At 46.6% G+C, this 21984-nt stretch carries 22 protein-coding genes; 17 read left to right on the top strand and 5 right to left on the bottom strand.

Annotation, left to right across the window (positions count from 1 at the left end):
- The first annotated feature begins 553 nt into the window (after positions 1–553).
- The 17 genes from ACGF7G_RS03775 (at position 554) to ACGF7G_RS03695 (ending at position 16679) form a co-directional block, all read left to right on the top strand.
- Entirely contained in the window at positions 554–1093 is a 540-nt protein-coding gene (locus tag ACGF7G_RS03775; protein ID WP_133813412.1) for a fimbrial protein, read from the top strand.
- Positions 1094–1175: 82 nt separating this feature from the next.
- A complete protein-coding gene (locus ACGF7G_RS03770) occupies positions 1176–1727 on the top strand; it encodes a fimbrial protein (protein ID WP_387463626.1) in 552 nt (183 codons plus the stop codon).
- A gap of 19 nt (positions 1728–1746) precedes the next feature.
- On the top strand, positions 1747–4311 hold the full coding sequence (locus tag ACGF7G_RS03765) for an outer membrane usher protein (protein ID WP_387463625.1): 2565 nt from the start codon (positions 1747–1749) through the stop codon (positions 4309–4311).
- 96 nt (positions 4312–4407) lie between these two features.
- A complete protein-coding gene (locus tag ACGF7G_RS03760; RefSeq protein WP_387463624.1) occupies positions 4408–5157 on the top strand; it encodes a fimbria/pilus periplasmic chaperone in 750 nt (249 codons plus the stop codon).
- A gap of 24 nt (positions 5158–5181) precedes the next feature.
- Complete coding sequence (locus ACGF7G_RS03755) at positions 5182–5700, top strand: fimbrial protein (RefSeq protein ID WP_387463623.1); 519 nt, start codon at positions 5182–5184, stop codon at positions 5698–5700.
- Entirely contained in the window at positions 5693–6259 is a 567-nt protein-coding gene (locus tag ACGF7G_RS03750; RefSeq protein ID WP_387463622.1) for a fimbrial protein, read from the top strand. The genes ACGF7G_RS03755 and ACGF7G_RS03750 overlap by 8 nt, the downstream gene beginning before the upstream one ends.
- A 13-nt stretch (positions 6260–6272) precedes the next feature.
- The gene (locus ACGF7G_RS03745) at positions 6273–6764 is read left to right on the top strand and encodes a fimbrial protein (RefSeq protein ID WP_387463621.1); all 492 of its coding nucleotides are present in this window, start codon (positions 6273–6275) and stop codon (positions 6762–6764) included.
- 11 nt (positions 6765–6775) lie between these two features.
- Entirely contained in the window at positions 6776–7321 is a 546-nt protein-coding gene (locus ACGF7G_RS03740; protein WP_387463620.1) for a fimbrial protein, read from the top strand.
- Positions 7322–7357: 36 nt separating this feature from the next.
- A complete protein-coding gene (locus ACGF7G_RS03735; RefSeq protein ID WP_387463619.1) occupies positions 7358–8173 on the top strand; it encodes an adhesin in 816 nt (271 codons plus the stop codon).
- A gap of 31 nt (positions 8174–8204) precedes the next feature.
- Positions 8205–8510 carry a helix-turn-helix domain-containing protein gene (locus ACGF7G_RS03730; protein WP_133813403.1) on the top strand — a complete coding sequence of 102 codons (306 nt, stop codon included), beginning with the start codon at positions 8205–8207 and terminating at the stop codon, positions 8508–8510.
- Positions 8511–9159: 649 nt separating this feature from the next.
- A complete protein-coding gene (locus ACGF7G_RS03725; protein ID WP_387463617.1) occupies positions 9160–9720 on the top strand; it encodes a fimbrial protein in 561 nt (186 codons plus the stop codon).
- A 101-nt stretch (positions 9721–9821) separates the two neighbouring features.
- Complete coding sequence (locus ACGF7G_RS03720; RefSeq protein WP_387463615.1) at positions 9822–10538, top strand: molecular chaperone; 717 nt, start codon at positions 9822–9824, stop codon at positions 10536–10538.
- The gene (locus tag ACGF7G_RS03715) at positions 10538–11110 is read left to right on the top strand and encodes a fimbrial protein (protein WP_387463613.1); all 573 of its coding nucleotides are present in this window, start codon (positions 10538–10540) and stop codon (positions 11108–11110) included. The genes ACGF7G_RS03720 and ACGF7G_RS03715 overlap by 1 nt, the downstream gene beginning before the upstream one ends.
- 33 nt (positions 11111–11143) lie before the next feature.
- Positions 11144–11878, top strand: coding sequence for a molecular chaperone (locus tag ACGF7G_RS03710; RefSeq protein WP_387463611.1), 735 nt, complete (start codon positions 11144–11146; stop codon positions 11876–11878).
- A gap of 30 nt (positions 11879–11908) precedes the next feature.
- A complete protein-coding gene (locus ACGF7G_RS03705) occupies positions 11909–12715 on the top strand; it encodes a molecular chaperone (protein ID WP_387463609.1) in 807 nt (268 codons plus the stop codon).
- A gap of 82 nt (positions 12716–12797) precedes the next feature.
- On the top strand, positions 12798–15428 hold the full coding sequence (locus ACGF7G_RS03700; RefSeq protein ID WP_387463607.1) for a fimbria/pilus outer membrane usher protein: 2631 nt from the start codon (positions 12798–12800) through the stop codon (positions 15426–15428).
- 90 nt (positions 15429–15518) lie between these two features.
- A complete protein-coding gene (locus tag ACGF7G_RS03695; RefSeq protein ID WP_387463606.1) occupies positions 15519–16679 on the top strand; it encodes a hypothetical protein in 1161 nt (386 codons plus the stop codon).
- A gap of 116 nt (positions 16680–16795) precedes the next feature.
- Here ACGF7G_RS03695 and ACGF7G_RS03690 read toward each other — a convergent pair whose 3' ends face one another.
- The 5 genes from ACGF7G_RS03690 to ACGF7G_RS03670 all read right to left on the bottom strand — a co-directional run bounded on the left by ACGF7G_RS03690 (position 16796) and on the right by ACGF7G_RS03670 (position 21363).
- Positions 16796–17224, bottom strand: coding sequence for an NUDIX domain-containing protein (locus ACGF7G_RS03690; RefSeq protein WP_387463605.1), 429 nt, complete (start codon positions 17222–17224; stop codon positions 16796–16798).
- A 17-nt stretch (positions 17225–17241) separates the two neighbouring features.
- Positions 17242–18501 (bottom strand): adenylosuccinate synthase, encoded by a 1260-nt coding sequence (locus tag ACGF7G_RS03685; RefSeq protein WP_387463603.1) that lies wholly within the window; start codon positions 18499–18501, stop codon positions 17242–17244.
- Positions 18502–18710: 209 nt separating this feature from the next.
- Entirely contained in the window at positions 18711–19373 is a 663-nt protein-coding gene (locus tag ACGF7G_RS03680; RefSeq protein ID WP_387463601.1) for an HAD family hydrolase, read from the bottom strand.
- A gap of 2 nt (positions 19374–19375) precedes the next feature.
- The gene (locus ACGF7G_RS03675; RefSeq protein ID WP_387463599.1) at positions 19376–20584 is read right to left on the bottom strand and encodes a phosphoribosyltransferase; all 1209 of its coding nucleotides are present in this window, start codon (positions 20582–20584) and stop codon (positions 19376–19378) included.
- A 2-nt stretch (positions 20585–20586) separates the two neighbouring features.
- Positions 20587–21363, bottom strand: coding sequence for a HisA/HisF-related TIM barrel protein (locus ACGF7G_RS03670; RefSeq protein ID WP_387463597.1), 777 nt, complete (start codon positions 21361–21363; stop codon positions 20587–20589).
- Positions 21364–21984: the final 621 nt, after the last annotated feature.

Genomic DNA, 21984 nt, shown 5'->3' with positions numbered 1-21984 from the left:
ATAAATACCGTTTTCAGATAGTCACAAATAGTTATTTTTTAATAGAAAATATCAGCTTGTAAACTTTGTAATTATATATTTAGAAATCATTAGACAATAAAAAGAAACTAAACAGAATGCACCAAACTGTAAATATATTCCTACAAAACCACCGCTTAAGTCAAATTTAGTGTAATTCCAGATTGCCAATATTTAACTATTTATAATATATAGATTTTCTTGGATAATTTTTACTATTTCTCGTAACTAATATTAATTAGATTGTAAAAACTCAGTCAATTCATCTGAATTCAATCAGATATTAATTAATCACTCAGATTATTAATTTAAAGTTATATGAAATTTTGAATTTTTACTCCGAATTATTATTTGTTACCAGTGTTTTTAACCAAAAAAAACAGTTTGGTGCATTTTGTTTGGTTTTAAAAAATATTAATCCGAAATTTTGAAACCCTATTTTGTGCCGGATATCGGGTGCATGGATCGGGGATCCTGCGCTGCTATTTTTTTATGGTTATGGGTATTTATCCTTAAATTCAAGGAATTAATTCACATGAAATTGAATAAATTGGTTATGGCTCTAGGATTAGGCATGGCTTTAGTTGCAGGTTCTGTCAATGCAGCTAATCCTAGCCAAGGTCATGGAACGGTAACTTTTACGGGGTCTATCATTGATGCACCTTGTTCTATCACCCCAGAAACGGTTGATCAGGTTGTACCATTGGGTTCTATCTCTAACGTTTCTTTGAAAAACGGCGGTCGTTCTTCTTCTAAGTCGTTCAAAATTTCTTTAGAAAACTGCACGACTGAAACGATAAATACAGTGACGACGACGTTTACCGGTGCCAAATCCAGTATCACTGGCGGTGAGGGTCTGCTGGGTATTGAAGGATCGGCTAAAGGCGCAGGCATTGCGATCACCGATGGGGGTGGCAATAAGATTAAACTGGGTACCCCTTCTCCCGCAGTAGCACTGCATGATGGTAGTAATGATCTGAACTTCGCTGCTTATCTTCAAGGTGATACAGGGCCTGATGCCGTTGTTCCGGGTGATTTCACCGGTATTGCCAATTTCCAACTAACTTATCAATAACCCTTTCATGCATGGAAACGCTTACAGGGAAGCGAGCGTTTCTTAATTAAAAGTCTTGAATGAGTTTAGCCGGAGAGAAGTCATGAGCCGATATTCTGCCGTTGTTGTGGTGCCCTGCCTGCTAATGTTTTCCTGCATTGCTGTCGGTGCTCAAGCAACTGCTACACGAGGAACACAAGGGCATGGTCGCGTTAGCATGCAAGGCGTCATTATTAATTCGGCCTGTGCGATTAACGCAGGTAGCCGTGACCAGACGATTGAGTTAGCCACGACTCCAGTAAGCCGGATGGTCCATGATGGACAGGGACCTGTGCGTCCCTTTTCCATTCGCTTGACTAATTGCGTACTGACTTCTGCCACATTGGGTAAGCCTGACCGGCGTCACTTTCAGATGATGTTTGACGGCGTACCAGATGGGAACAATTTGCGATTGTATGGTGTGGCGCGAGGTGTCGCGTTGCAAATTACTGACATAGACGGCAATCAGGCCTATCCGGGAACGCCATTACCTGTGAAGGAGTTACAGGAAGGGCATATGACGCTTAATTATGCGATGCGATTGGTGGGTAATGACCAGTTATTACAGGTGGGGCAGTATCGAACCACTGTCCGGTTCAGGCTGGATTATCATTAATCATCGATCAGAGAATGTTATGGCTTTGTTTTTTGGTTTGACCGCTGAACATGACAGGGTGGTTTCAGTTCGGCGTGTCCTGAAATCTTTTACTGTTTTGGCCCTGTTTGCCTTGATGGGTACTCATGTTGCGTATGCGGAAGAAGAAATTGAATTTAATACGGATGTATTGGATGTTCAGGATCGCTCGCGGATTGATTTAAAAGAGTTTTCCCGTGCTGGTTATATTATGCCGGGGGATTACCAGATGATGATACGTCTGAATAAAAATGAATTATCGGAGATGCCGGTGACTTTTATGGTGCCACCGGATGATCCCAAGGGCAGTGTAGCCTGTCTGCCGCCAGAGATGGTGAAGCAGCTAGGACTGCGGGCGGAATGGGAATCAAAGATTACCTGGTGGAATAACAAACAGTGCCTAGAGATTAAAACGCTGCCAGGAATGATGGTGCGCGGCGATTTGGGCAGCAATACGTTATATCTGAGTGTGCCGCAGGCTTATCTTGAATACAGCTCATCAGACTGGGACCCGCCATCACGTTGGGATGAAGGGATTTTGGGAATGATGTTTGATTATAACGTCAACGCTCAGGTATCTAAGCCGGCTAAGGGAAATGAGAATCATAATATCAGCGCCAACGGCACAACCGGGATAAATTTTGGGGCGTGGCGTCTGCGAGCAGATTGGCAGTCACAGTATAACCACACCACTGGTCGGGCAGGGAGTACAGAAAGAAATTGGGATTGGAGCCGTTACTACATGTACCGGGCAATACCGCATTGGCAGGCCAAACTGACACTGGGTGAGGATTATCTCAATTCAGGTATTTTTGACAGCTTTCGCTTTACCGGAGCGAGTCTGGTGACGGATGACAATATGTTGCCGCCAAACCTGCGTGGTTATGCGCCGGAGGTGACTGGCGTAGCGAAAACCAATGCCAGAGTGACCATCCGTCAGCAGGGCCGGGTGTTATATGAGACCCAGGTTGCGCCCGGCCCATTCCGTATTCAGGACATCAATGATGCGGTCAGCGGCAAACTGGATGTACGGGTGGAAGAACACGATGGTGGTATACAGGAATTTCAGGTCGATACCGCGAGTATTCCTTACCTGACCCGTCCGGGCCGGGTGCAGTACAAACTGGCGGCGGGTAAGCCAACCAATTGGCAGCACCATAGTGAGGGGAACAGCTTTGGGCTGGGCGAATTTTCCTGGGGGATAAACAACGGTTGGTCGCTGTATGGTGGGTTATTGGGGGCTGGAGATTATAACGCCCTGTCGTTGGGGGTAGGCCGTGATCTGATGGCCTTCGGCGCATTGTCATTTGATGTGACTGAATCCCGTGCCCGTTTACCGGATGAGGGCCAAACCTTGACCGGCGGCTCTTATCGTCTGAACTATTCCAAGCGTTTTGAGCAATATGACAGTCAAGTGACGTTTGCAGGTTATCGTTTCTCGGAACGTGACTTCATGAGCATGAGCCAGTATTTGGATCGCCGTTATCACGACGGGGATGCGGAGAGCAATAAAGAACTTTATACCATTATGTTGAATAAACAGTTCACAGATTTGGGAGTCAGTACTTATCTGAACTACAGCCACCAAACTTACTGGAACCGGTCGAACAATGATCGCTACAACATATCGGTATCACGCTATTTCGGTATTGGAACTATTAAGAATATCAACCTGAACCTGTCCGCTTATCGTAATAAATATGAAGGTAAAAATGACGATGGTATGTATCTGACGTTATCCCTGCCGTGGGGGAATTCAGGAACGATCAGTTATAACGCGATGGTTAACCGCAAAGGTAATTCCAATACAGTAGGTTATTACGACCGGATTACTGAAAACAGCAGCTATCGTTTAGCGGCGGGCACCAGTATTGACGGCAAGGCAGCGGCTAACGGCTATTTAACCCATTACGGTGATCTTGTCCAACTGACGACCAGTGCGAGTTATCAGGATGGGCGTTATACCTCGGCGGCGCTTGCTGTCCAGGGTGGGGTGACTGTCACATCAGAAGGTGCGGCACTGCATCGCATCAATACCCCGGGTACGACGCGTCTGATGGTGGATACCGATGGTGTAGGGAACGTCCCGGTGAAAGGCTTCGGTGCGATTACCCATACCAATATGTTCGGTAAGGCAGTGATCTCTGATGTAAACAACTACTACCGCAACAGTGCGAGTATTGATTTGAATAAACTGCCGGACAATGTGGAGGCAATACGGTCGGTACAACAAGCGACGCTGACGGAAGGGGCAATTGGTTACCGTAAATTTCAGGTGATATCCGGTGAGAAAGCGATGAGCATGATCCGTTTGCCAGACGGTAGTACGCCACCGTTTGGGGCCACTGTGTTGAATAAAGATAAACGGGAGATCGGTATCGTCAATGATGGTGGGAATACCTATCTGAGCGGGATAAATCCGGGGGAAAAACTGGATGTACGCTGGGATGGGAAGTTGCAGTGTGTGATTGAACTACCACATGAATTACCCATAGTTGAAGAGATGGCCTCGTTATTACTGCTCTGCCAGTTGGCCAGCGGTAATAGCAGCCATAGCTTCAACTGACAGGCAGCGTGGAAACCTTGTTGCTGTCACCGGAACTTATCGCGGTGACCTGTAATGACGCTGAAATGACATATTCTGAGAAATGAGTAATTGAGCATGAAATTGAAGAAAACAGTGAACGCAGTAACGATCGCCGCCCTGAGTTTGTCAGTGGTCAGTGAGTCAATGGCGGCCATTGCACTGGATCGTACCCGGATAGTGTTTAACGGTGAGGATAAATCCACCAGCATGGATATCAGCAACCAGAACAAAGAGTTGCCATATTTGGCTCAGGGCTGGATAGAAGATGAGCAGGGTAACAAAATCAATGGTCCGTTAGTGGTGACACCTCCAGTGCAGCGAGTGGAGCCCGGGGCAAAGAGCCAGGTGAAAATACAGTCACTGCCAGCAATAGCACAGCTGCCACAGGACCGGGAAAGCCTGTTCTATTTTAATTTGCGTGAAATTCCACCGCGCAGTAAGAAGCCGAATACATTGCAAATTGCGTTGCAAACCCGAATAAAGCTGTTCTACCGGCCGAAAGCGATTTTTGCCAGTCGTACTGATCTGGATAACCCTTGGCAGGAGAAGATGACACTGACACGTCAGGGGGATCAATATCAGGTGAACAATCCGACACCGTATTACATCACTGTGGTGGATGCGTCGAGTCAGCTTAAGGGAAAAACGGTGGAGGACTTTAAGCCATTGATGGTGGCACCCAAAAGCAGTGCCACGCTGAGTGGGAGTGCCGGGGCTTTGGGAAATGCGCCAGTACTGACCTATATCAATGATTATGGTGGCCGGCCGCAACTGACATTTAACTGTGCAGGAAACCAGTGTCAGATGGCTAAACGTTCGTCGTGACGGACGAAGCCGGGAGAAGCGACGATGAACATAGAACGGACAGGTTGCGTACTGGCACTGGCGATCTTACTGATACCGGTGACGGTGAGTCAGGCGGTGGAGAGCCGGGTTGCGGATATAGCGGATATAGATGGTCACCACGGTGAACTGCATGTGTTTGGTATGTTAACTGAGGCGGCGTGCCGTCTGGATATGACTTCCCTGATATTCCGCGACTGTTTGCGGGCCAAAGGAGCGGTGCGTGATACCCGGACAGGCAATCTGACGTGGGGTAATTTGCAGCCGGTGGTGACTATCAGTTTTGTGGCTGCGGCGGATCGGGATTATCCCCATCTGGTACGGGTGGCGGGTGTCACCGGGTTGGGGTTACAGATCACAGATTCCGCTAACAATGATATCCGGCTGGGAGACCGGGGACGCCCGCGTTTTGTGGCAGCCGGGCAGGATAGTCTGACGTATTACGTAACACCGGTGCGGACGTCGGGAGCATTGGGGATCGGGCATTACTGGGACGTGGTGGATTTTAGGGTGAATTATGACTAAACCTCTGCGAATAAAAAAACTGTACCGCAGGCAAAAAAAATGGGTTGTATTACTGCTGGGTTGTTTGCTGAGTGCCAGTGCTCAGGCTGATTTACCGACAAAAAGGGTAAACGTTGCAGTAACGCCGTTTAGCAGCCTTTCGGGTAAAACGCCGGTCAATATATATGGTGTTGTTATCGCGCCTCCACCTTGTGTGATTAATAATGGTAATACTATTGATGTGGATTTTGGTGAAGTGCTGATTACTCGTATTGATGGAGTTAATTACATGAAGCCGGTTAAGTACACGGTGAAATGTGAAAAAATGCCGGCCAATGCGATGAAAATGATGATATCGGGTAACACCGCCAGTTTTGACCGGGCAGTGTTACAAACCAATCACTCTGGGCTTGGTATCGCGGTTATTCATAACGGACAGAAATTACCCGTCAATGATTGGATGAAATTTACCTACCCGGATTTTCCTGAATTACATGCGGTGCCGGTAAAAAATATGACCGCAGTATTGAAAGGCGGTGATTTTGGCGCAGCTGCCACGATGATGGTTGAATACCAATGAACAGGAGGCACTGATGAAGCATTTGATTTATCGTGCTTTCTGGACGGTTTGCCTGGGTTTGAACAGTGTAATGCCGGGGCAGGCGGCAGATAATATGTGGTTTCATGGCACACTACTTGAACCGCCCCCTTGCATTATTAATGACGGCAATATGATTGACATCTATTTCGGTCATAACGTTGGAATACATAAGGTGGATGGGGTGAATTATACCCAGCAGGTGAATTATCAATTGGTGTGTGCGCCTAATGTTTCAGGCTGGAGTTTAGGATTGACAGTGATTGGCCCACAGACTTCATTTGATGCTGCTGCTTTGAAAACAAATATCACCAATTTGGGTATTCGTCTGACTTTGGATGGTAAAGCATTCACCCTTAACAAGCGTATTCCGGTGACATCACAGAAACTGCCGGTGATACAGGCTGTGCCGGTGAAGAAACCGGGGAGCATGTTACCAGAAGGGGCGTTTGAAGTGACGGCGACATTACTGGCGGAATACCAGTGAAAGGAAAGCCAATGAATTATTTCAAGTTATTCGTGTTGCGCGTTGGTTTTATGATTGTGGCTACTGCGGTTTATTGCCATCAGGTGGTACAGGCTGCGGATAATATGCGTTTTTACGGCGCATTGGTTGAAGAACCCTGCACGATTCAACCGGGTGATGAAGATATCCGGCTTGATTTGGGCACGATTGCTGAAAAATATTTGTATCAGCATGGCCGGACCAATAGTGAGCCTTTTCAGCTAAGGCTGTCTGGCTGTGATATGAGTGTGGGGAAATCTATTAAACTGACATTCAGTGGGGTAGAAAACACACAATTACCGGGTTTATTAGCATTAGGCGCGGGTAGTCAGGCTTCCGGGATTGCCATTGGTATCGAAACGGCGGAAGGCAAACGGTTACCGTTGAATAAAAATGGGGATGCCTATTTGCTAAAAGAGGGTGAAAACGTGATTATCCTGAAAGCGTATGTACAGGCTGAACCAACGGCGCTGGCTAACCAGACGATTAAACGGGGCGTGTTTCATGCTATTGCGACATTTAATCTCAACTATGACTAATCGCACAGTTTTGGTTTTATTTTATTAGGTAAGTAAATGAAAAAATTATTCTCTGCTTGTCTGGTATTTTTATCGCTGTTTTCATCAGGTGCTGCGGCATCAATATTTTCATATATCACTAAATCTGAAGGTGTTCCCACAAATGCCTATTATACTTTTGTGATTGAACGCTGGGACGAAGAGAACGATTTTACGCCAAATCCTTGTTATGGTTATTCTGCGTGTTGGGTGTCTGTTAACCATCGTCATAGTGTAGACGGTTATTCAGGGCAGCCATATAAACTATTCAATATCCGTGTAGAAAGATACAGGACGATGAAACAAGTTCAGGCTCAGATATTGAAACAAACCAGTTTTCCCATTACCGGAATTGCAAAGCATTTTGGCCCGGCTATTCAGTCTCACCAGGAATGTGTGGGGTTGTTTTATGAAACCGATCGAAATGGTTTTAGAGGAAGACTATTACCGGGATCTTTATGTGGTATTGCCCCCCCTCCGATAGGTTTTTGTCAGGTCAGTGAGGGTTCAGTTGAACTTAATTACGGCAACATTGATGAAGAAAAATTGGAAGGTGCAACCAGAGCCGAGAATATTAATGTGACCTGTAATAGAGATATGGAGATTATTGTGACAGCGACTGGCCCTGACAGGGGATTCGTGCCGTTGAGAAGTGATGGTAGTTTGAAAGCCCAGTTATTATTAAATGATAGAAAAGGCGAAGAGGGTGTTTCTGTTTTTGTACCGGCGGGAGGAAGTGTACCGGTTACGGTGAAATCAGTTTTACAGAAAAATGGCAGAGTAGAAGCAGGCCCTTTTTCTGGCTCAGGGGCAATAATTTTGGCAATGCCATAAAATAGGGTGTTTTTTTAAGCTAAAGGCTGGGATGAAAATGAAACAAGATCATCTATTAGTAGGGAAGCGTATTCAGAAAAGAAGGAAAGAATTAGGTATGACCGCAGTAAAATTGTCGGAACAAATAGGTATCAGCCAACAACAACTTTCACGCTATGAAAGAGGGATAAACCGCATTAATTTATCCCATCTGGTGCAGATCGCGTCAATATTGGATACACCGATAAACTGGTTTTTCCTTGATTGTAGCTACCCTGCAACCAATAACAACGTCAGTAAATTAACGGACCAGTATATTCCTATTGCGGAAGCGACATTGGGTAAATTTGGGTGTTAACTGATTATGGTTTAAAAGGGGGGAAGATATAAACTGGTCGATGGCTGAATTTCGTGACCGACGGAACGGTCACTTTAATGATTTCGTTGTTAGCGATATTTTTACCACAAATAATATAGTCGATTCTTATCTATTTCACCTTTTGAAAAAATTATTAAAATTTAGATAGTAATTCAATTATGTAACCGTCAGGTCGTCCATTGAAGCAGGAATCCCTTTCAAAGCCTAATATATCCTACCGATGCTGAAAAATTTATAAAAATGGCTAATCTACTTTTCCGTGATTCAGGGAGATGCTGTTTTTGAACACCTGTTTCTTAGGCGTCGTTTCCTCAGTTTTAGGGCCTCTTTTCAGTTATTTGATGCACGGATAGAACACTCACGACACCGTTGCGTTCAGGGATTAACGTTGAATGTGTCGGGGGAGGTTAATCACTGATTGTCTCAAGAAGAGAACAAACTGCCACTCAATATTTCCCGCTCAGAAATAGATATGTTAGCGACGGTTTAACCAAGATTAAGGTTGGTTAATAAGCAACAAAATAACTCAAATGACAAGTAAACGCACCATGTTAGCGATCTGACTGTTTAACCTGTCGTGATGTTGTTTTAGGCAAAATGTATCGAATAGATAAAAGGAGTAGATGAAATGAAAAAACAAATTTTGAAGACTTGTGCGATAGCGGCGCTGTGTCTGGGCGGGATGTCGCAGGCTATGGCGGAGGAGGTTAGTGCCGGTACCCTGACGGTGAGCTCTTCAGTGACCGCAGAGACTTGTAAGTTTGCAGCAATAGAGCCTGTTAGTCTCGCCGCTTTGGTATCTGATTTTACTGGGAAGGGAGATGGCGTAATCTTAGCTAACACGCAAAAATTCGTTACGATTAAAACGGAAAAATGCCCTCTGTGGAGTTCCGCGAAAAGCGCTAAATTGACGGTCTCCGGCACCGCAGCAGGACCAGGAGCCAATTACTTTCAGCTTCTAAACTCCACCGGTAATACTGCAATCACCGACCATGCGGCTGGCCTGACGATAAATGATAAGCTCATGGCACCAGGTGCAGCAGTTAACCTAAAAGATCCCCAATACAGTCCCGCAGTAGCCGGTGATAATGCCATCACGCTTAAGGTAGGGCTGGCTAAACTTGGTGTGGCGGCGGTAAAAGCAGCAGACTCCAAAGCGAACCTGACCGTGAAAATAGCGTATGACTAATTCAACTCCGCTAGGCGTTAGGAACATATAGCTGTGGAATTGGACAGGGAGGTCCAATTCTTACTTACGCAATACCAATCCAGACATTTTCAGGTGAGTCAGTGAAAAGATTGATTAGAGCAATGATAGTGACCGGTCTGTTAGGTGGCTCGGTCACTTCCGCGCAGGCGGAAGGAGTGGGGATCAATACTACCCGCATTATCTATCCAGCAGATAGCCACGCGACAACCGCCTCAGTGAGCAATACCAGTAAAGAGGCGGTCTATTTGATGCAGGTGACAGTTAGTTCTACTTTTGAGGGAGATAAAACCGCCCCATTTTTGGTGACGCCGCCCCTGTTTCGTATAGAACCAGACAGCCAAAATCAGGTACGCATCATCAAAACTGGCCCGTCACTGCCTGCCGATCGGGAATCCCTGTTCTGGTTTACGGCGAAGGCCATTCCGTTAAGCTCTGAATCCGATAATCGCTCCCGGAAGAATGTCTCCGGCGGAATACAGTTTGCTATCGCTAACACGATTAAGCTGATGTATCGCCCGTCGGGGTTGTCGGTTTCGCCGGAGCAAGGATTTGGTTCACTGCGTTTCAAACCGACAGCCGCGGGAATCACGGTCACCAATCCGTCACCTTATTACATCACCTTAACTTCCCTAAAGGTGGGTGGACAGGAGGTGATGATGCAGCAGAAAGCGAACATGGTCTCCCCATTCTCTGACCTCTCTCTACTACTTAAAGGAGGGCATTATCCAGCCAAAGTAAGCTGGACGGTGATTAATGATCTCGGCGGAGAATCCACTTATCAAGGAGAGATACCGTAATGCAAAAACCGTGGCCCCTTATCAGACAGACAACACTGGCTGCTCTGCTCTGTACTGCCCCCCTGCCCGGGGGAACGAGCCCAAACACGGCAGAACTGACATTGGCGCTGACGTTGGAGCAGCCAACCTGTGAACTCAATATGCAGACATTCCATGTCGAGTTTTCATCTGTGCCTCTCACTGAGGTGCGGCACAGCACGCAACATATTGATGCGGCGGGCAGCAAACCCATTACGTTGACGTTGTCAGGCTGTGCGGGATCAGCCAGAGCGGGCCGTACCCCGGCCATTAAAATAGCCGGCACCACGCCAGAAAGCCACCCAACGCTATTTCGGGATAAAGCTTCCACGGTGGAGGGAAATGTGGGATTTGGCCTGCGCTATCAATTGCCGGGAGGCGGGTTGGGGAGCTACCTGAAAAATGGCGATTATGTGAATTTGGCGCCACCGGGTAATGCTGCCAAAGACAGTCAAATTACCTTCCTGATGGATATGCGGCATGAGTCCGGCGCGGCGGTACCGACCCCCGGTGAACTGACTGCGCACATTCAATTCCAATTTGACTATCACTGAGTGCAGCTCAGGTAACAGGTTTCAGGAGGAGTGGTGGAAACAGGTCGGGTACGCCCAGCGCGGTACCGGTTGGTACCATTGGTGTTCTGGCTAGGGTTAGGGATAACCGGCACAGAATCCTGTCAAGCAGCCGGTATCAGCCTGAATAAAACTCGCGTCATTTTTACCCAAGGCGAGCGGGCACAAATGCTGACAGTGGTCAATACCACACCTCAGGCGTGGCTGGTGCAGGTAAGGATAACGGAAGATCAGGAGAAAACCACGCCGGTGTTTGTGGTGACACCGCCGCTGTTCAGGCTGGAGGCCAACAGTCAGAACAGCTTGCGTATTTTGCCAACGTTTCATCAATCCCCTTTTCCGGTGGATCGGGAATCGCTCGGGTATGTACAGATGAACGCTATCCCCGCGACTCAGCGGATGACGGATGAGCATATTCGGGAGCAAGCGTCGATGAGCGTGGGGATGCGGATCAAGTTTTTCTGGCGGCCGCGTAGCCTGTCTCTGTTGCCGGAAGAGGCGTATGGACAGCTTCGCTTTCAGTCGCAACCCGAAGGCATCAAGGCGTGCAATCCCACCCCGTATTTCCTGTCGCTGGACAGCCTCACGATGGACGGACAAACGCTCGATCTAAACCGCTATCCCTCAATGATAGAGCCGCAGAATTGTGTGACCTATGTCGGGCAGGTGGGTAAAAAATCGGTGAGCTGGTCGATGATTAATGATTACGGCGGGGCTTCAAAAATATTTACGGCTAAAGTGGCGAGTTAAATCCGCCATTGTTTTCTACGGAGGTGGGGAATGAAAAGAGTCAGTAACAGGCATGGGCGGACATACTGGGGGTTAATGCTTTACCCCCTCGGTTTCGCCCTACTGTTAGGGAATATATTCAAGGCGCAATCGGCTGATAATCAAGGGCTATCGTTCTCTCCCATGCAGCTGTCTTATGTAGCTAAAGATAGCCCGGGTGGTGTAACACTTAGCATAACTAATCACACTGCGCAGGGTTATTTGGTACAGGGATTTGTCAGCCCGATGGATCCGGATACGGGTCGTTTTGACACCAAAGCTGGGCAAGTCCCTCCTTTTGTCGTGCTGCCGCCGTTAAAACGGGTCGAAGCCGGCGGGAAATTTTCATTCCGTATTCGCCAGCTTGGAGGACAGTTACCACAGGATCGGGAATCGGCCTTTGTGGTCTCGCTGCGGGCTATCCCGGGAATTGCCATACCGGATACCACGGATGCACCGGCATTAAGCCACTGGACAGGTAAAGCTTCGCAGGTGCAGGTTGCCTTACAGATGAATATTCGACTGTTTTATCGTCCTCAAGGAGTGCCTGCCCGGGATAACGCCACGGTGGCTAAACAGGTGAAATTTTCCCTTCTGAGAACGCAGTTGCGGGTGGAAAATCCCACGCCCTATTTTCTGACCTTTTCTGTCCTGAAAGTGGGCACCCAACAGGCAGATGATCATATACGTCAGGCGATGGTGCCCCCGAAAGGCATACAAACCTATTCGTTTCAAACTTATTCGTTTACCGCTGGGATACCGAGGCCATTGGTCTGGCGTTTTCCCGGCGACGGTCAGGATCGCCATGTTCCGTTATAACCCACCCTCATCTGCGGGCAATGACCGGCAAAGTGACCTCAAGATTAACAGCATAGGCTTAAGTTAGAAGCAGAGATGGGCTATGGCAATAAACATTTTATTTTCGTCTGCGCGGCTGGCGGGTAGCCAATGTGCGCCCGGTCAGCCGGTCAGTTTCCGGCTCCGTCCTGTATATGTATGTCTGCTATGCTCACTGACGGCGACAACCTTGCCCATCTCCGCGCGGGAATACTTTAATCCCGCGTTCCTGATGGGGGCAACGGGGGAGCAGGAGCATATCGATCTTTCGGCGTATGAAAACGAGGGGTATGTCGCACCGGGACGCTATTTGGTGGATGTCTACATGAACCAGAATAAGGCGGATAACCGTGAGATTGAATTTAGATTGGTGAATGGGCATCTCCAACCGGTATTCACCGTTGCACAGTTGGAAGAATATGGGGTCAATACCCGCGGGTTACCGGCTTTTCAGGGAAAAGCGAGCGACAGTACTATCATGGATCTGGCAAAACAGATCCCGCATTCCCGCTCGACATTAGATTTTGCCCGTTTGCGTCTGGATCTGAGTGTCCCTCAGGTAGACATGCAGCCCCACCATTCTGGGATGGTCGATCCGTCACTGTGGGATAACGGGATCCCAGCCTTTTTGATGAATTACACCATCAACGGTTCGGAAGGACGTTATGACGGCCGAGGAACTGAAGGTGGATCACGCTCCCGTAACCTGTTTGCCTCTTTTCGTAATGGGTTGAATCTGGGGCCGTGGCGTCTGCGCAGTACACAAACTTACAGTTACAATCGCCAGCGCAACGAAGGACCTCCCTCTACGCAGACTCAATGGCAGGTGAGTAATACCTATTTGCAACGTAATGTGCAGTCACTGCGCAGTGAGTTTACGGCCGGTGAAACGTATACCGGTGGCGATATTTTTGACAGTATCCCGTTGCGTGGCATGAAGTTGGTTTCTGAGGAGGCCATGTTGCCTGACAGTCAGCGCGGTTTTGCCCCAGAGATAACTGGTGTAGCGAACTCCAATGCGCAGGTGACCGTGTCCCAAAATGGCTATACCGTATATCAAACCACGGTGGCACCGGGGCCATTTCGTTTCACCGACCTGTACACCATCGGGGACTCTGGCGACCTGACGGTCACGATCAAAGAGGAAGATGGCAGTACCCGTGTCTCCACTATCGCCTCTTCGTCTGTCCCGATGATGCAGCGTCCCGGTGGCATTAAATATGAGTTGACAGCCGGTCAATATCACGGCGGCAGCCTCACCGATGGCAGCCGTTCCCCGATATTTGCTCTGGGCACTCTGGTCTATGGCTTGCCACACAATATTACCCTGTACGGTGGGGGATTGGTTGCAGGCAACTACCAGTCGAGTGTATTAGGCACGGGAGTGTCATTAGGGACATTTGGCGCACTGTCTGCGGATGTGACATTTGCCCGTGCTCAGTTGCCAGAGGATAAGGGGCAGGAAAATAACCGGCAACAGGGCCAATCTTATCGGGTGAAATATACCAAGAACTTGATCAGTACCGGCACCGGCATTGATCTGGCAGCCTATCGCTATTCCAATCAGCATTACTACAGTTTCAGCGATGTTAATAGCATGGGGTACAACCTGAATGAATATCAGGTCCCGTGGGCGCTTGACCGACGTCAAAGCACCTGGCAGGTGAACCTGCATCAAACGCTAGGGCGTTGGGGTAGTCTTTACGCCACTGGGACGCGCAACGATTATTGGAATGGCCGTACCGACAACAATCTGAATTTGGGTTATAACGCGATGCTGATGGGGATCTCTTATAACCTGAGTTATAACATTTATCGTATAGAAGGGGCAGGCCAATGGTCAGAGAATCGCCAGGTGTCATTTAATACGCAGGTCCCGCTCAGTCTCTTTGGGCCATCGCCTGCGTTACGGGGTGCTTACACCCGTTATACGGTCTCGCGCGACTCGCAGGGTAACCTCACTCAGCAGACTGGGATCAGTGGCATGTTATGGGATAACCGCTTGAATTATAACCTCCAGCAAGGTTGGGGGAACAAGGGCCAGCAAAACAGCCGGGCCTTGTCTCTGAGTTATCAGGGCAGTCAGGGAAGCCTTAATTTGGGCTACAACGACAGCGCCAATAGCTATCACTTTACCTACGGTGCTTCCGGTGCCCTCCTAACCCATCCTTACGGCATGACGCTATCACGCTCACTGGGAGATGAAGCGGTATTGGTTCGCGCGCCCGGGGCGAAAGGGGTGACGGTCGGTGACGGCAACGTGCAAACCGACTGGCGTGGCTACGCCGTACTGCCTGGCGGATCGGTCTACCACAAAAACACCATCAATCTGGATCCGTCCACCCTGCCGGAAGGGGTCGATATTGACCAGACCAGCAAAAACGTTTATCCGACCAGAGGAGCAGTGACGTTGGCAAATTATCAGGTTCGTTCAGGCAGTCAGTTACTGTTGACTTTGACACATCATGGCAAGCCCGTGCCCTTTGGGGCCACCGCGACGCTGGAGGGGAATGCAACTCAAGCCGGCGGCGGCATTGTGGGTGACAACGGCCGGGTTTATCTGAGTGGTATGCCCCCCGCTGGCCGCGTAAAAGTCAAATGGGGAAACAGGGCAACGCAACAATGTACCACCCGTTATCAGGTGCCGTCCGATACACCAGGGCAACTGGTGCAGGCAGATGCGATGTGTCTATAGCGTTACCCTCATGTGGACACCGCCAAAAGTGAGGTTATCTCGGCGGTTCAAAGTAAGCGATTTGAACAGATGAGTAATTTGGAGAGAAGAATGTTAAACACTGAACGTTTGTGGCGCGGTAATGTAGCAAATCCGATCTTAACTCTTATGGCCCTGAGGACATCATTGCTCTTTTTATTGACCACTTTGCCACTCCAAGCGGCAGGGATTTATCAGGACTGTGAGATTGAACTGGTGAATAAGGTGAGCAATGTCACCGTAACCGGCTATGCCATGAGGCCGAACAACAAAGATAAGCGTAATTATTCACGGGATGAGATAGTGGGTTATACCACCAGTGGCCTCCTTGACTGGTCGACAACCTGTCGTGTCCCAACAGGGACGCAGTTTATGGCCTACACGATAGAGTCTGGGACTGATCCATTGATTTCCTCGTCGTCACCCAGTAGCGTCCGGATCGGACGAGCCGGCGACTTTATGGTTGATATCGGGCAATCTTCACTCTCTTGCCGGACACACGGTTCACCCGGTACGTATCACTCTGCCAATCTGGCGGGTGGGAATACCGGGGTTAACATTCCCTGCGTCCCAGATACCAACGGCTTAGTTGATATCAGTGTCCGCATCGTGACCGGGGCGATTTACCCGGACAGTGACGGCAATTTCAATGCGAAGGCAGGAGGCAGCCCCCTGTCAGTTGGTGCGATCGGCTGGACTCCCGTAACCATATCGGGTTTTAACGGGAGGCTGAAACCACTGTGGACCACGGTCATCCTCTCACCGGTCAAAAAGCCATCCACCTGTGCGGTTGTCCTGACGCCGTCATCGGTAGATTGGGGCACCGTGAAAAGAGCCGGTAAACAGCAAGGAGACTCACTGGCGTCAGCAAGACAGATAGGGATAAGAAGTTCGTGTTCCGGCGATGACGGGGTATTTCAAAATTCACGTCTGCTCTATCGGATCGATGGACCATTTGTCCCGGGAAAACCCAATGCACTAGCCTCCTCAATAGAGGATGTTGCCTTCATATTCACCGATTCCGCTAACCGGCCCTTATCACTCAGTACCGGGCACAGAGGTGAGGGGGAGAACGCAAGATACGTTAAGCAGGGGGATGATAACTATACGGCATCAACGCAAGTGTCTGTTGTACCCGTTCTGTTGAAGACTGACGGCACCGGAGGGCAAGCCACAGCCGTTGCAGTCATTTCAGTGTGGTCGGATATTAACTTTGTCGAACCGTCTGCTTGATTGTTGCTATCGTTGCAGCGCCTCCCGGCGCTGCTGTTTTCTGCTTAACAAAAACACCTATTTCAAGCACAGGTGCTTTTGTATTTAAATTATATACAGCATTTGCTATACCACATCTAACCCCGCATTTCTGTTATTTCAATTTCTTTATCGAAACGTAAATGCTCATCGGCAGCCATCGGAATTAACCAGCGTAAGTTATAGATAACATTATCGGGTAATGCATTTGTTTCATAGATATTGACGATCTCTTTTTCAATAGATTTTGCAGAATAAACCCGATCATCACACATATAGAGAAAATTTACCCGGTAAACGTCAGGGCGAGTTAAGACGGTAAATAGTCTCCATTCTTCAGGGCGTGTTTCAATTCCTGCTTCTTCAGCGAATTCTCTTGCCATTGCCTGTTGAGGGCTTTCACCTGTCTCTATTTTACCGCCAATCCCGTTAAGTTTCCCTGCTTGCCAACTGGGTTGTAATTTTGAGATTAAAGAGACATGTTTTTTATCTTTAGAAAACATAAATCCAGTTACATAATGAATCATTATCTTTCCCGCTCTTATTATTGAATGACTAATGTCTGATTTCTATCTGGTCCATATGAGATATACTTGATAGGAACTCCAGCATAGTCTTGAATAAAAGACAAGAAGTTAATCAATTCGGTGGGAAGCTCTGTCAGGTGTGTATATGATCCGTTAAGCTCTCCCCAGCATTTAAACGTTTTATAGATAGGTTTTGCTCTGTCTAACTGTAATAATGCGTTATCACAACTCACGATTTCATCGTCAATTTCATATGCAATAGCCGCTTTTATTTCGTGTAAACCAGCAAGAACATCAACATTCGTAATTGCCAGTTCTGTTACCCCATTAAGTTTTACCGCATGTTTAATCAGAGATAAATCCAACCAGCCACAACGTCTTGGCCTTTTTGAAACGGTACCATATTCATTTCCACGTTCCCGAATATAGTCAGCTTTCTCGTCAGATAACTCTGTGGGGAATGGTCCGTTGCCTACGCGGATCATATAGGATTTCATCACACCGACAATATGTATTTTCTGCGCCGGGATACCTATCATAGCAAAACAAGTTTGAACTAATGTCTGATATGCTACGGTATAAGGGTAAGTACCAAAACTATTATCTAAGAAAGTGGCTTGTGATGTTTCAAGTAAGACATCTTCTCCAGAGTTCAGCAAGTCACCGATGACCTCATTAGTAAATGTGAAATAAGGCTCTATTCTCTTGCCATATTGATGCGTTTTCTCTAGCATCTCTTCAAAATCTAATGTGGCTTCTTCATTAAAAACATGATTAATCTGTTTTTCCCTGATCCCCCAAAGAAACTCTAATTTTGTTCTTAATTTCTCTTTATCTAAGGTATCAATAAGCCGGATACCATGACGATTAGATTTATCTTCAACGCAGGCACCGACGCCTACACCAACCGATCCTATTTTATTTTTACCTTTATATTTCTCTGATGCTTTATTTAACTCGGCATGTAATGGCAAAACGATATGGCATCGGGGATCGATAAATATATTAGAGTTAATGTTCTCTTTTTGTATGAAATCAATCTCTCTAATGAGTATCGGCAGGCTGATTAAAGCTCCCTGGCATATATACAAATTTTTTTCATTCAGTGATGAGGGCAATTGAGAAAAGGAGCCTCTTATATTCCCACATTGTACACTATGACCGGCATTTGCTCCGCCATTAAATCTGGCGACGTTATTAATATTAACGGACAAATAGTCAACAAATTTCCCTTTTCCTTCATCTCCAAATTGGAGCCCAACGACAGAAATTAACATAAATTTATTCCTTTTATTTATGGAGTGAACATAGATAATAGTTAAATTTTATCTTTAATCATTTATTTGAAAAATAAAAAGCAACCCATTTTAACCTGGTGTGTTAAATGGCTATTCACATGTTGTTATTAATCATTTATTTTAAAATGACCAAACAGATTTCTTATTATTATGGTTATTTTGGGCAGTTATTTTTAATAAATTCCTTTTTATTGTTTATATACCAGAGAATCTGCTATTAATAACGCTTCGCTTAAGGTATCAACAACGGGAACACCTGCGGTTTCAAGACTTATACGGCTGTGGGTTCCCCCGGTATAAAGAATGGCATGGGTACCTGTTGCTAATGCCGCAATTGCGTCATCAGTAGCGTCACCAATAACCACACTTTGTTCAGGAGAAACATTGAGTTTTTTTAGATGACCTGCCAATTGTTCTGATTTGCCGGTTGTTAATAGTGGCGTATTTCTGCCATCTACCTGGGTAAAGAATTTGCCGATACCATGATTATCGAGCATAGGTACTAACTCATCATGTTGCATCAGTGAACATAATGATTGAGTAGCCCCTGTTTGATATCGGGAAGCAAGGAGTTGACTCACGCCTTCAGTTAAACTGGCTTTCTGAATACCTGGCCGATAATGAAAATTAAACGTTTTCCCGATCACTGACCATTCAGAAGATGAGGGTTCACGTCCAATCACTTGTTTATAGAAAATTTGCACCGGAACACAATAATATTCCCGATATTGTTCTAAGGTCAGCGATTCAATGCCAATTTCTGCAAGCGCAAAATTGGTTGCACTTAATGAAACATTGACATCATTAAGCAATGTTCCATTCCAATCCCAAATAATATGTGCTGTTGCCATAATCAATTATTTCCCTTTTCTAAACTAATTTTCCGGGCAGAACATTCAGGGCATTGATGTGCCAGAGTCTTAAATGCATCTATTGGTTGCTCACAATTCAGCGGTGTTTGTGATTTCAGATTCGATAGAAAACACAATAATTTTGTTGCCCATGTTGAGTCTGCCAGGGTGTCATGAAGGACAGATAACAAACTGTATGAATAGGCGACCCAATCCGCAGTAGTTGTATGAGCATATTTACCATCAGTTAAGAGCTGGGTAACCAAACTGTTTAGTACCCGATGATGCCTGAAACACCAAGGTGTCAATACATCTAAAGTTTCAGGGCTGAATACACAATCAGGATGCCCATAAGTACGAGTACGTAATAGTTTTTCCCAGTGCAGTTCGACGGCTCGTGCTTTCGGATGTTGCCCGGTTTCCGCGATCACCAGGTCGATCGCCTGACGTAAGGTATCGCCTGTTCCACAATTATCATCAATAATCGTCACTGTTTGCCCAGACGGAATGTCAGGTCCCCACAGACGATTGCTCTTACTAGATGCATCATCGTAGCGTGAAACTTTCACTAAATTGAGATCGCTGCCCCATGCCGCCGCGGTTACTGCCGCCGCCGCTGATCCTCCCAACATAATGCCAACAACCGAGGAGTTTGGGCATGCATCAATTTGTGCCGCGGCTAACGTTAACAGGTGATTATCCCCTTCAATATACGGTCTGGGCACTTTGTGTTCCGAAGAAAACGGCAATTTCAAGTCACGGATCGAAGAGGATGAAAAACTGAATGCCGTGCCTGTCAGTGTTGAGCTGACGACTTTAGCGCACTCTTTGACCCCATCGATAAACGGCACGATATCTTCGTTAACAATTTGCGGAGAGCTTAATAAGCTATCAATCACTCTGAGCAACTTTGCCAAGATATGATCGGCTAATATATATTTTGATGGGGTGGCGCACAGCGCATCTGCACACTGGAGTTGAGTGATGTGCTCCGCGTAATCTTTCGCTGTAGCCAATAGCTCCCGGCAAGATTTTTGTTCGTAATAGGCAACGCCGCGGGAACCGACGAATTCCGATGTCTCTGTGAGTAAACCCGGAAGCGACGCCACTTCTTTCGCTAAATAGCCTGCTTCGGGTATGCCGCGTAATTCCCCCAATAAACCAATAGCGCGAAGATCCAAATCAGGAGATAAAGAGAACGTCCCGGACATATTCAACTCCTCGGCGATTGCGTTGCGGCAAGGGCATCTTCAAGAGAAACTTTACCGATATGTAAAGCCTGACCAAGAATTGCACCTTCAACACCCAGAGTATACATGTCCGCTAAAGCACGCAGATCATCTATGCTTGATACCCCGCCGCCGGCAATCACTGGTGATGAAGTTTGCGCACAGACTTCACGTAATAGAGTGAAGTTTGGTGAACTCATCATGCCGCCCCGCTCAACATCGGTCACGACGTAGCGCTGACAACCTTGTCTATCAAGGCGTTCAAGTACATCCCAGAGATTGCCATTGTTTACATTCCATCCGTGGGTTGCCAGTTGATAACCTTCTGATGTGCTTCTTACATCCAGAGCGATTGCGATTTTATCGCCATGTTCTGCAATCGCCCGGGCACACCAATCTGGTTTTTCTAGTGCGGCGGTTCCCAAATTAACCCTCTGGCATCCGGTTGCTAATACTTTGCTCAAAATCGCCTCATCTCTGATCCCGCCACAGACCTGAACATGAATATCAACTGCGGCGATAACATCAGCAATCAAATGGCTGTTTGAGCCTCGCCCTGATGCAGCATCAAGATCAACAACATGTATCCATTTCGCCCCCGCATTTTGCCAAGCCAGCGCGACCTCTACCGGGGTACCTAAAGGTCTCCGTAATGTTGAACTTTCACCACGAGTTAATCGAATCGCAGAATTCGATGTCATAGCAATGCCGTCAACAATATCAACCGAGGGGAAGACCTCAAATGTTTCCTTACTTATCATTGGATGCACCTAAATAATCCCAAATATATAATTTATAAACTAATAACAATATGTGATTAATTCAATTATAGGTTGTAACTTAATTAATGGAAATTTTTCTTGGTTCTTCGAAAATGAACGGATTAATTTAATGGTTTAAGTTAATCGCTCATAAGCTCAATAGTAATGAAAAGAAAAAATTTCTCAATATAGTTATAACGAATTTAATAACTTTGATGGTTTTATTCAGTTGCTGGATCTCATATTTAATTAATAAGTTACTTAATAAGGGGTGGTTTATCAATGGGGAAGTTCGGATTCAGTAGAAATATGAGGAAGCAATTCTGCCATTATCACCAACAAGGGAGTTAATTATGTTCGACTGATATGCCAACCACTGAAAAAATAGGTAATTCTGTTTTTTTAGGAAATGGTTGTAATAAATAACATTTCAAAATAGTGATACACCTTACACGGCAAGGGTTGCGCAAAAAATTTTATCGCAAGCTCTATGGTCGCTTATTATGTGAATCTACCAACTATTTATATTATCGTTATACTTTTTACCCAAGTAACACTCGACTTCTCATTATTGATATAAGTTCCTTATTACTCTATCTGATAATTCTTCCACCTTTCGTA

This window comes from Photorhabdus sp. RM323S, assembly GCF_042879375.1.
GTDB lineage: Bacteria > Pseudomonadota > Gammaproteobacteria > Enterobacterales > Enterobacteriaceae > Photorhabdus > Photorhabdus tasmaniensis.
Note: the sequence above shows the minus strand (reverse complement) of the source record. Positions and strands in the feature narration are given on the sequence as shown.

Excerpts from the sequence above, each read along its gene's own strand:
- ACGF7G_RS03690 (WP_387463605.1), bottom strand. The coding sequence starts at position 17,224 with ATGATTCATTATGTAACTGGATTTATGTTTTCTAAAGATAAAAAACAT.
- ACGF7G_RS03695 (WP_387463606.1), top strand. The coding sequence starts at position 15,519 with ATGTTAAACACTGAACGTTTGTGGCGCGGTAATGTAGCAAATCCGATC.
- ACGF7G_RS03715 (WP_387463613.1), top strand. The coding sequence starts at position 10,538 with ATGCAAAAACCGTGGCCCCTTATCAGACAGACAACACTGGCTGCTCTG.
- ACGF7G_RS03730 (WP_133813403.1), top strand. The coding sequence starts at position 8,205 with ATGAAAATGAAACAAGATCATCTATTAGTAGGGAAGCGTATTCAGAAA.
- ACGF7G_RS03670 (WP_387463597.1), bottom strand. The coding sequence starts at position 21,363 with ATGATAAGTAAGGAAACATTTGAGGTCTTCCCCTCGGTTGATATTGTT.
- ACGF7G_RS03765 (WP_387463625.1), top strand. The coding sequence starts at position 1,747 with ATGGCTTTGTTTTTTGGTTTGACCGCTGAACATGACAGGGTGGTTTCA.
- ACGF7G_RS03675 (WP_387463599.1), bottom strand. The coding sequence starts at position 20,584 with ATGTCCGGGACGTTCTCTTTATCTCCTGATTTGGATCTTCGCGCTATT.
- ACGF7G_RS03775 (WP_133813412.1), top strand. The coding sequence starts at position 554 with ATGAAATTGAATAAATTGGTTATGGCTCTAGGATTAGGCATGGCTTTA.
- ACGF7G_RS03770 (WP_387463626.1), top strand. The coding sequence starts at position 1,176 with ATGAGCCGATATTCTGCCGTTGTTGTGGTGCCCTGCCTGCTAATGTTT.
- ACGF7G_RS03735 (WP_387463619.1), top strand. The coding sequence starts at position 7,358 with ATGAAAAAATTATTCTCTGCTTGTCTGGTATTTTTATCGCTGTTTTCA.
- ACGF7G_RS03705 (WP_387463609.1), top strand. The coding sequence starts at position 11,909 with ATGAAAAGAGTCAGTAACAGGCATGGGCGGACATACTGGGGGTTAATG.
- ACGF7G_RS03680 (WP_387463601.1), bottom strand. The coding sequence starts at position 19,373 with ATGGCAACAGCACATATTATTTGGGATTGGAATGGAACATTGCTTAAT.
- ACGF7G_RS03725 (WP_387463617.1), top strand. The coding sequence starts at position 9,160 with ATGAAAAAACAAATTTTGAAGACTTGTGCGATAGCGGCGCTGTGTCTG.
- ACGF7G_RS03740 (WP_387463620.1), top strand. The coding sequence starts at position 6,776 with ATGAATTATTTCAAGTTATTCGTGTTGCGCGTTGGTTTTATGATTGTG.
- ACGF7G_RS03745 (WP_387463621.1), top strand. The coding sequence starts at position 6,273 with ATGAAGCATTTGATTTATCGTGCTTTCTGGACGGTTTGCCTGGGTTTG.
- ACGF7G_RS03760 (WP_387463624.1), top strand. The coding sequence starts at position 4,408 with ATGAAATTGAAGAAAACAGTGAACGCAGTAACGATCGCCGCCCTGAGT.
- ACGF7G_RS03700 (WP_387463607.1), top strand. The coding sequence starts at position 12,798 with ATGGCAATAAACATTTTATTTTCGTCTGCGCGGCTGGCGGGTAGCCAA.
- ACGF7G_RS03750 (WP_387463622.1), top strand. The coding sequence starts at position 5,693 with ATGACTAAACCTCTGCGAATAAAAAAACTGTACCGCAGGCAAAAAAAA.
- ACGF7G_RS03685 (WP_387463603.1), bottom strand. The coding sequence starts at position 18,501 with ATGTTAATTTCTGTCGTTGGGCTCCAATTTGGAGATGAAGGAAAAGGG.
- ACGF7G_RS03755 (WP_387463623.1), top strand. The coding sequence starts at position 5,182 with ATGAACATAGAACGGACAGGTTGCGTACTGGCACTGGCGATCTTACTG.